This is a genomic window from Mesorhizobium sp. M7A.F.Ca.AU.002.02.1.1 (genome assembly GCF_003998535.1).
GTDB classification, from domain to species: domain Bacteria; phylum Pseudomonadota; class Alphaproteobacteria; order Rhizobiales; family Rhizobiaceae; genus Mesorhizobium; species Mesorhizobium ciceri.
Genome location: NZ_RZPB01000166.1, coordinates 1 through 9,508, shown reverse-complemented (window position 1 = coordinate 9,508; position 9,508 = coordinate 1). Strand labels below are relative to the sequence as shown.

Below are 9,508 nucleotides of genomic sequence, written 5' to 3'. Positions count from 1 at the left end.
CGCAGCGGCCAATGGTCGAGGTTCGCGGCGCGCGCAAATCGTTTGGCGCCGTCGAGGTTCTCAAAGGCATAGGCCTGTCGGTCGATCGCGGGCAGATCGTCGCCATCATCGGCCCGAGTGGCTCCGGCAAGAGCACGCTGCTGCGCTCCATCAACCATTTGGAATCCCTGGACTCCGGTGAAGTCTGGCTCGACGGCGTGCAGGTCAACCAGAAGCTGCACGGCCATGCCTTCGAGCGGCACATCAACAAGGTGCGCCAGCAGATGGGCATGGTGTTTCAGCACTTCAATCTGTTCCCGCATCTGACCGTGATCGAGAACATTTCCATGGGACCGATCATCCTAAAAGGCATGACCAAAAGTGACGCGCATGCGCTGGCGCATAGCCTCTTGTCCAAGGTCGGGCTCGCCGACAAGATCGACGCCTACCCCTCGCGGCTTTCGGGCGGCCAGAAGCAGCGTGTGGCCATTGCCCGTGCACTGGCGATGCAGCCCAAGGTGATGCTGTTCGACGAAGCCACCTCGGCGCTCGATCCGGAACTGGTCGACGAGGTCAACGCGGTGATGAAACAGCTTGCCGCCGAACACATGACCATGCTCATCGTAACGCATGAGATGCGCTTTGCCGGCGAAGTGGCCGACAGGGTGCTGTTCATGGATGACGGCGTGATCGTCGAGGAAGGCCCGCCCGGCGACATGTTCCGCGCGCCGCAGAAGGACCGCACGCGCAGCTTCCTCAAGAAATATCTTTCCGCCTGAGTATGACCATGACCAGCCCAAACACGGAATTCCCCGATTTCGGACTGACGCCGGAGCAGCGCCGCCACGCGGTGCGCGGCCACTATTACGAGTGGCCAGGCATGGATGGCGAGCGCGGCGAGATCTGGTGCTACAGCGACCGGTTTTCCTATCGCGCCGGCGAAACGGTGGCTTTGCATGTCAGTTCGACAGCTGCGACGTTCGGCATCACAATCACCCGAGATGGCGGCAGCGAAAACAAAGTATTCGAGAAATCGGGCATCGCGGCACGCTGGCAGGACACACCCGACCAGTGTTCGGCTGAAGGCTGCGGTTGGGACCCATCCTTCGAATTTCGCGTCGGAGCGGGCTGGCCGTCCGGCGCCTATCGGGTCACGCTGACCGCCGACGGGCTCGACGGCAAGCCGATCCAATGCCACCATATTTTCATCGTCTGCCCGCAGCCGGGCCGCAAACCTGGCCGCGTGCTCCAGGTGGCGGCGACAGGCACATGGCTGGCCTACAACACCTGGGGCGGCTCCAACCACTATCAGGGCATCACCGGGCCGGATCGCAACCAGTATTCGCCCATCGTCTCGACGCAGCGCCCCTGGTGCCGTGGCTTCGTCGTGCTGCCCAAGGATGCGCCGCGTGTGCCGCTGGAGGTCGCTGTGCCGCCGAAGACCGTGCCGCGCTATCCGCACATGGAGTGGGCGCTCGCCACCGGCCATTCGAAGAAATACGCTTCGTCCGGCTGGGCCAGCTACGACAGCCATTTTTTCCGCTTCGCCGAGCGGGCCGGCTATCAAGTCGATCTCGCCAGCCAGCATGATCTGCATTTTTCGTCGGAAATTCTCGACGGCTATGACTGCGCCGTGTTCGTCGGCCATGACGAATACTGGACCTGGGAAATGCGCGATGCCGTCGACGCCTATGTGACCCGCGGCGGCCATGCGGCGCGCTTTGCCGGCAATTTCATGTGGCAGACGCGGTTCGAAGACGAGGGCCGCCGGCAGGTCTGCTACAAATATCGCTCGCGTGCCGAAGATCCGGCCTATCTCCCAGACGGCGACGTCACCCGTGCCACCAATTCCTGGGAGGCGCCGGAAATCGGCCGGCCGGGTTCGGCGACCTTCGGGCTCAACGCGACGCGCGGTGTCTATGCCGGCTGGGGCGGCTGTGCACCGCGCGGCGTGCGTGGTTTCCCGGTCTACCGGCCCGAGCATTGGGCCTTCGCCGGCACCGGCATCTACTATGGCGACCTGCTGGGCGCCGACAGCCATGTCTATGGCTATGAGGTCGACGGGCTCGACTTCGAGATACGCGGCGGCCTGCCCTACCCGACTGCGACCAGCGGCGCGCCAGATGGCCTGCAGGTTCTCGCCGTCGGCATGGCATCCCAGGTCGAGGAAAGCGCCGATATCCCGATCGAGGACCAGTTCCTCACCGACGAAGACGGCCGCTTCACCGCCGAAACGTTGTTTGGCGAGGCGAGCGACGCCAATCTGGAAAAGGTCAAACGCGGCAACGGCATGATCGTCAATTTCCCGCGCGGCAAGGGCGAGGTGTTCCATGCCGGAAGCTGCGAATGGGTCGCCGGCCTGCTAAGACAGGACCCGATGGTCGAACGCGTCACGAAAAATGTCCTCGATCGTTACCTCGGAAAGCCCTGACATGTCGAAAGTCCAATCCGCCGTTCAAGAAACCGAAGCCCGGCGAGACTCGCATCTGTTCTATCTGTCCAGCCTGCGCCGGCCGCTGATCGACCGCGCCGAAGGCATCTACATGTGGACGCAGGACGGCCGCCGCTTCATCGATGGCTCGAGCGGCCCGATGGTGGCCAATATCGGCCATTCCAATCGCAATGTGCTCGACGCCATGAAGCGGCAGATGGACCGCGCCACCTTCGCCTATCGGCTGCATTTCGAGAACGAGCCGGCGGAGGAGTTGGCGCGGGAGTTGGCCGGCAAGCTGCCGGAGGGCATGGACCGCATCTTCTTCGTCTCCGGTGGCTCGGAGGCGACGGAATCCTGCATCAAGCTGGCGCGGCAATGGGCGGTCGCCACCGGCCAGGCCAGCCGCTGGAAGGTGATCACGCGTTTCCCCTCCTATCATGGTGGCACGTTGGGTTCGCTCTCGATCACCGGCGACGATGCGCTGGCCGAAACGTTCGAGCCGATGATGCGGGTGATGCCAACCGTGCCGGCGCCGAATGCCTGGCGCGACCGCGACAATCTCTCGATTGAGCAGCGCGGCATCCGCTATGCCGACATGCTGGAGGAGAAGATTCTTGCGGAAGGTCCAGACAGCGTGGTTGCCTTCATCATGGAGCCGATCGGCGGTGCGGCGACCGCGGCGCTGGTGGCCCCGGACAGTTATTATCCACGCATCCGCGAGATCTGCGACCGCTACGGCATCCTGCTCATCCACGACGAAGTCATGAGCGGTGTCGGCCGCACCGGCAAATTCCTCGGCGGCGATCACTGGAACTGCAAGCCAGACATCGTCGCCTTGTCGAAGGGGCTGGGCTCCGGATATGCGCCGCTTGGCGCACTCGCCGCACCGATGCGGCTGGTGCAGCCGTTGCTCGCCTCCGGCGGCTTCCAGCACGGCCACACCTATGCCGGCAATCCGCTGGCCTGTGCCGCCGGCCTGGCTGTGCTCGGCGAAATGGACCGGCTCGACCTGATCGCCAATGCGGCAGCCATGGGCGATGTGCTGATGGACGGGCTTAAAGGCCTGGCGAAGCGGTTTCCGTTCCTTGCCGACGTGCGTGGCAAGGGCCTGCTCACCGGCGCCCAGATGGTCGCCGATCCCGAGACCCTAAAACCGATCGACCAGAACAAGAAAGCCACGCAGCGGCTGCTCGACCTCGCCTATGAACGCGGGCTGATCATCTATGGCCGCAGGGTCAAGGGCGGCGTCGACGGCGACAATTTCATGGTCGCGCCACCGATGATCGTCACGGCCGAGCAGGTCGGCGAGATCATCTCCATCATCGGTGACTCGCTGGAGGTTCTGGCCGCCGAGCTCGACCTGCCGGTCGGAGGCCAGGGGTAAGAATGGCACCGCGAAAAGTCATCATCACCTGCGCCGTCACCGGCTCGGTGCACACGCCGTCCATGTCGCCCTATCTGCCGGTGACGCCGGACCAGATCGCCGCAGACGCGATCGCGGCGGCGGAAGCCGGCGCCTCGATCCTGCATCTGCACGCCCGCGACCCGAGGGATGGCCGCCCGACCGCCGATCCGGACGTCTACATGCAGTTCCTGCCGCGCATCAAGCAGGCGACCGATGCAGTGATCAACATCACCACCGGCGGCTCGTCGCTGATGACGCTGGACCAGCGGCTGGCAGCCCCTTTGCGGGCCGAACCCGAAATGTGCTCGCTCAACATGGGTTCGATGAATTTCGCGCTGTTCCCGATGCTCGACAAGCCGAGGGAATGGCAGCACGAATGGGAACCCAAGCTGCTGGAAGCCACCCGCGACACGATCTTCAAGAACACCTTCGCCGATATGGAAGCGGTGCTGGAAAGACTGGGAAAGGGCTGCGGCACGCGCTTCGAATTCGAATGCTATGATGTCGGCCATCTCTATTCGCTGGCGCATTTTCGCGATCGGGGGTTGGTGTCGGGACCGCTGTTCATCCAATTCGTCCTTGGCATATTGGGCGGCATCGGCGCCGACCCGGACAATCTCGTCCACATGAAGCGGATCGCCGACAAATTGTTCGGCGACAGCTACCAGTTCTCGGTGCTCGCCGCCGGCCGCCAGCAGATGCCGCTGATCTCAATTGCAGCAGCCATGGGCGGCAATGTCCGTGTCGGGCTGGAGGACAGTCTCTATGACGGCCGCCAGCTGGCGAAATCCAATGCCGATCAGGTGCGCCGTATCCGTGGCATTCTCGACGGGCTGTCGCTGGAGGTTGCAACGCCCACCGAAGCGCGCGACATGCTGGCGCTCAAGGGCGGCGACCGGGTGGCGTTTTGAGATGCTGATCTGAGATGAACCTGAAATGATTGCCTCGCCCAAAATCCGCCTCCGCCCCGGCCGAGTGGAAGACGTCGAAACCATCCACGCCGCGATCCTGAAACTCGGCACGCATATCGGTGCGCCGGAGGAGATCATTTCGACAGCAGATGATTTGCGCACCTACGGCTTTGGTGAAAAGCCCGCTTTCTCCACCCTGATCGCCGAAGTGGGCGGCGAGTTTGCCGGCCTTTGCCTGCATTTCCCGATCTTTTCGACATGGATGGGGCGGCCTGGCGTCTATGTGCAGGACCTCTATGTCGAGGATCGTTTTCGCGGCCGCAAGATCGGCGAGCGGCTGCTGCGGCGTGTTGCGGCGCAGTGCCGGAAGGAAGGCGGCGTCTATCTCCGGCTGTCCGTCGACACCGACAATGAAGGGGCCAAGGCCTTCTACGAGAGGCTGGGCATCGCCTGGTCGAGCTACGAACAGACCCAAAAAATCATCGGCGAGGCCTTCTTTGCTTTCGCCGACGCGCCGGAAAACGGGGATCAGGAATGAAAGCCTTCTATGCCGAGGAACAGAAGCGCCACGACCCCAGGGCCTTTCTTTCGAGCGGCGCGGCACAGCCCAATCCGGAAAAGCCGGAGCGCATCGAGAGATTGTTAGTCGGCGCACTATCTGCGGGTTGCACGATCGAGCGACCTCGGGATCATGGGCTCGGCCCGGCCGCGGCGGTGCACACGCCGGAATATCTGGATTTCCTCGAGCATATCTACGCGCGCTGGCAGCGCATCGAGGGCGCTTCGGCCGAAGTGATCCCCAACATCCATCCGATCGCGCGCAACGGCTCCTATCCGGCCTCGGCGGTCGGCCAGGCCGGCTATCACATGGCCGACACCGCCTGCCCGATCTCGGGCGAGACATGGCAGAGCGCGCTATGGAGCGCCTGGAGCGCGGTCGATGCGGCCGAGGCGGTGATATCAGGCGCACCGGCCGCCTACGCGCTGTGCCGCCCTCCCGGCCACCATGCCTTTGCCGATGTTGCCGGCGGCTTCTGTTTCATCAACAATTCGGCCGTCGCGGCGCAGGTTCTGCGCAAACGGGCCGCACGGGTGGCGATCCTCGATGTCGACCTGCATCACGGCAACGGCACGCAAGGCATCTTCTATGCACGGCCGGATGTGCTGACCGTCTCACTGCACGCCGATCCGGTGCGCTTCTATCCGTTCTTCTGGGGCCATGCCGACGAGCGCGGCGAAGGGCCCGGCCTCGGCTACAATTTCAACCTGCCGCTGCCGCGCAAATCCGCCGACGCGGCGTTTCTCGAAGCGCTCGAGGTGGCCTTCCAGCGTATCCGTGCCTTTTCGCCCGACGCGCTCGTTGTGGCGCTCGGCCTCGACGCGTTCGAGGGCGATCCGTTCGGCGGACTTTCGGTGACGACGCCTGGCTTCTCGCGCATCGGCGAGGCCATCGCAAAGCTCGACCTGCCGACGGTCATCGTCCAGGAGGGCGGCTACCTCTGCGACAAACTCGGCGACAATCTCACCGCGTTCCTCACCGGCTTCGGCGGCAAGATGCGGTGAGTGCTCAAGCCAGCGTTAGGAGCGCTGCTGCCTGAGCATGGCGATGACCCGATGCACACTTTCCAGCGTTTCGTCGATTTCGGCTGCCGTGTTGTAGTGAGCAATGCCGATGCGCACGACGCCATGCTCGGCTGGAATGCCGAGCTGGTGGACGATCTCCCAGGCGTAGTTGTGACCGGACCACAGGAAGATGTTTTCGGCGTTCATCTGCCGCACGATTGTCTCCGGCACGATGCGCTCGACCGTGAAGGAAACCGTCGGCACGCGATCGCCGAGCCGCTTCGGGTCGGTGATGCCGTGGACGGTCAAGCCCTCGATATCGGACAGGCCGTCGATCAGTTGTTGCGCCAGCGGGTTTTCGTACGCGATCGAAGCCGCGAACGCCTTGGCGATCTTCTGCCTTCTTGAACCGCCCTCGCCCGCCGCCGCGCCAAGGTCGGCAAAGTAGTCGACTGCGGCGGTGAGGCCGGCCATCAGCTCGATCTGCGGCGTGCCGAGTTCGAACCGCTCCGGCAGGCCATTCGACGAACAGCGGCATTTATAGGGCTGCAAGTCATCGATGACGTCGCGCCGGCCCCACAATATGCCCATATGCGGTCCGAAGAATTTGTAGGCCGAGCAGATCAGGAAATCGCAGCCGAGCTCCTGCACGTCGATCAGCCCGTGCGGCGCGAATTGGACAGCATCGACATAGACCAGCGCACCGGCATTCCTGGCTATCGCAGTCAGCGCCTTCACCCGGTTGATCGAACCGGTCAAATTGCTGGCGTAGTTCAACGCGACCAGCCGTGTCTTCTCCGAAAGCAAGCCAGCCAGCGTCGCCTCCTCGACCTGCCAGCTGGTTTCGTCGAACGGCAGCCAGCACACGACGAGGCCGTGATCCTCGGCCAGTTGCAGCCAGGGCGAGACGTTGCCCTCATGGTCCATGCGGGTGAGGATGATCTCGTCGCCGGGCTGCATCGTGCGGCCGAGCGTGCGCGAGATGTGGTAGGTCAGCGTCGTCATGTTGGCGCCGATGACGATTTCCTCAGGGCTTGCGGCGCCGAGGAAATCGGCCATGGCCTCATGTGCCTCATCGACGACGGCCTGCGCGGCAATCGTCGTTTCGAAGTAGCCGCCAAGGTTCGCATTGGTGGTCAAGAGACAGCGCGATACCGCATCCGCCACTGCCTGTGGCACCTGCGTGCCGGCAGGGTTGTCGAGATAGATGCGGCGGCGGCCCTTGTCGGTCAGAGAGAGAGCGGGAAATTTCCCCCGGATAGCCTCGATCGGAAAATTCATTGCCGCCCTTCTCCCATTGTAATCGTTGGATATTCGGCCAGAAATCCCCGTTCAAGGACAGGGATTGCCGACCCGCTGGTGGATCGCATCCACCGCCTTCTGCATTTCGTCGGTCCAGACGACGTCGACGGAAGACAGCGCCATATCGAGCTGCGCAACGGTCGTCGCGCCGACGATGTTCGAGGTCACGAACGGCCGGCTCGAGACAAAGGCGTTGGCAAACAGTGCCGGCTCCAGGCCAAAGGAGCGCGCCAGCTCATTGTATTCGAGTTGTGCCTCGGCGGCACCTGGCGTCTCGTAGCGCTGGCCGCGATTGAACAGCTGCGTGCGCGAGCCCTGAGGCCGCGCGCCGTGGTCGTACTTGCCGGTGAGATAGCCCTGCGCCAGCGGCGAATAGGGCAGCAGCGACACCTGCTCGCGCTCGCAGACCTCGGCGAGATTCACCTCGAAGGTGCGGTTGACGAGATTGTAGGCGTTCTGGATCGACGCGACGCGCGGGCCGATACCCTTGTCGGCTTCGGCAAGGAACCGCATCACGCCCCAGGAACTCTCGTTCGACAGGCCGAAATGCCGAATCTTTCCTGCCTTCACCAATTCGTCAAACACGGCAAGCGTCTCGGCGATCGGCGTTTCGCCGGCCGGTGCGCCGACGGAATCGGCGCGCGGCGACACGGCGCCGACGCGCGTCGGGTTGGCGCCCCAGGGGATATCCCGCTCCGGCCAGTGGATCTGATAGAGGTCGATGTAGTCGGTGCCGAGCTTGGTCAGCGACTTGTCGATGGCGTCAAAGATATCGGCGCGCACCAGTTGCGACGGCCTGTCGCCGCGAAACCAGCTGTTGGCCGTGCGGCCGACGACCTTCGAGGCCAAGATCACCTTGTCGCGGTTGCCCTTGGCCTTCATCCAGCTGCCGATGATCTTTTCGGTCCGCCCCTGCGTCTCCGCCTTGGGCGGGATCGGATAGAGCTCGGCGGTGTCGATGAAATTGACGCCGCGCGAGAAAGCCAGGTCCATCTGGGCGTGGCCTTCGGCCTCGGTGTTCTGCTGGCCCCAGGTCATGGAGCCCAGGCAGATCTGGGTAACAAGAAGATCGGTCCGACCGAGACGGCGTTTGTGCATGGATTCGGCTCCGGAGGAAGGCTGGCGCGACTGCGCGGAGGAGCCGCATCTATAGGCAAAGCAGAGCCGCTCTCCAAGCCTCGCCAGGCCGACTTTTGCGTGAACCAGCCGGGTTAGCGGCGAGCACCGGCCAGTGCACGACGCTTGGCCTCGTCGATCAGCATGTTGGCCACTTGCATGCGGATCATGGCGCGCTGGCGCAAATGTGGGGCGACGCGGTCGGGATGGTTGGCAAAGGCAAAGCTGCGGCGCATACGGCCGAAATCGGCGACCTGCTTGGGCTGATTGAGGCCGAGTTCGACGGCGATGGCTTCGGGATCGATCGGCGGCAGTTTTTCCTCGGGCTTTGGCTCTTCGCCGGCGAGAACCAGCTTGGCATGATCGAGCAAAGCGGCGAATTCGGTCGCCAGATCCGCGCCCGCCTCGCGATATTCGGCAGCGGAAACCTTGATGCGGCCGGAATGGAGTTCATCGGCCACCGAAAGATAGTCGAACGGGATGGATGGACGAGCGCCGGCCTCTTCGCCCTCGCCATTCTTGTCGGGGGCGATGAAGAGGTCGTCGAGCAACGAAGCGAAATCCCGCTTGGCGCCAGTAGCGATGTCAGCCTCCCCCTCGCCCGACCATTCGGGTATCGAAGCATAGAACCGGCTCGTTAAAAATGCATGGCACCGATCTCAATGAATTTAGCCGTCGCCTCGTGGCAGCCATGCAGCCAGCATTCGAGGCTACGATGCGCGTCAGCAAAAGTTTCACCCGGTTGCGGAAAATGGCGAAAAAAATCGCCAAGACATGGCAGGTATGCAAATGCTGCAC

Annotated in this window: 9 protein-coding genes; 6 read left to right on the top strand and 3 right to left on the bottom strand. The window is 63.4% G+C overall.

The window, feature by feature from the left end; genetic code table 11:
* The 6 genes from EN879_RS12975 to EN879_RS12950 all read left to right on the top strand — a co-directional run.
* Positions 1-758 (top strand): amino acid ABC transporter ATP-binding protein (locus tag EN879_RS12975; protein ID WP_281034589.1); only part of this gene is annotated, 758 nt, incomplete at its 5' end.
* Positions 759-766: 8 nt separating this feature from the next.
* Positions 767-2,410, top strand: a complete 1,644-nt coding sequence (locus EN879_RS12970) for a N,N-dimethylformamidase beta subunit family domain-containing protein (protein ID WP_127274078.1) — start codon at positions 767-769, stop codon at positions 2,408-2,410.
* 1 nt (position 2,411) lies between these two features.
* Complete coding sequence (locus EN879_RS12965; protein ID WP_063167834.1) at positions 2,412-3,797, top strand: aspartate aminotransferase family protein; 1,386 nt, start codon at positions 2,412-2,414, stop codon at positions 3,795-3,797.
* 2 nt (positions 3,798-3,799) lie between these two features.
* A complete protein-coding gene (locus EN879_RS12960) occupies positions 3,800-4,729 on the top strand; it encodes a 3-keto-5-aminohexanoate cleavage protein (protein WP_013532100.1) in 930 nt (309 codons plus the stop codon).
* A 25-nt stretch (positions 4,730-4,754) separates the two neighbouring features.
* Positions 4,755-5,267: a GNAT family N-acetyltransferase gene (locus EN879_RS12955; protein ID WP_013532101.1), complete on the top strand. Its 513-nt coding sequence runs from the start codon at positions 4,755-4,757 to the stop codon at positions 5,265-5,267.
* Entirely contained in the window at positions 5,264-6,292 is a 1,029-nt protein-coding gene (locus EN879_RS12950) for a histone deacetylase family protein (RefSeq protein WP_063167833.1), read from the top strand. Before EN879_RS12955 ends, EN879_RS12950 begins: the two co-directional genes overlap by 4 nt.
* A gap of 15 nt (positions 6,293-6,307) precedes the next feature.
* Here the strand turns inward: EN879_RS12950 and EN879_RS12945 are convergent, their stop codons facing one another.
* The 3 genes from EN879_RS12945 to EN879_RS12935 form a co-directional block, all read right to left on the bottom strand.
* Positions 6,308-7,573: a cysteine desulfurase-like protein gene (locus tag EN879_RS12945; RefSeq protein ID WP_063167832.1), complete on the bottom strand. Its 1,266-nt coding sequence runs from the start codon at positions 7,571-7,573 to the stop codon at positions 6,308-6,310.
* Between the two features lie 51 nt (positions 7,574-7,624).
* Complete coding sequence (locus EN879_RS12940) at positions 7,625-8,692, bottom strand: aldo/keto reductase (protein WP_027162642.1); 1,068 nt, start codon at positions 8,690-8,692, stop codon at positions 7,625-7,627.
* Positions 8,693-8,805: 113 nt separating this feature from the next.
* Positions 8,806-9,261: a hypothetical protein gene (locus EN879_RS12935; RefSeq protein ID WP_081714352.1), complete on the bottom strand. Its 456-nt coding sequence runs from the start codon at positions 9,259-9,261 to the stop codon at positions 8,806-8,808.
* Between the last annotated feature and the right edge of the window lie 247 nt (positions 9,262-9,508).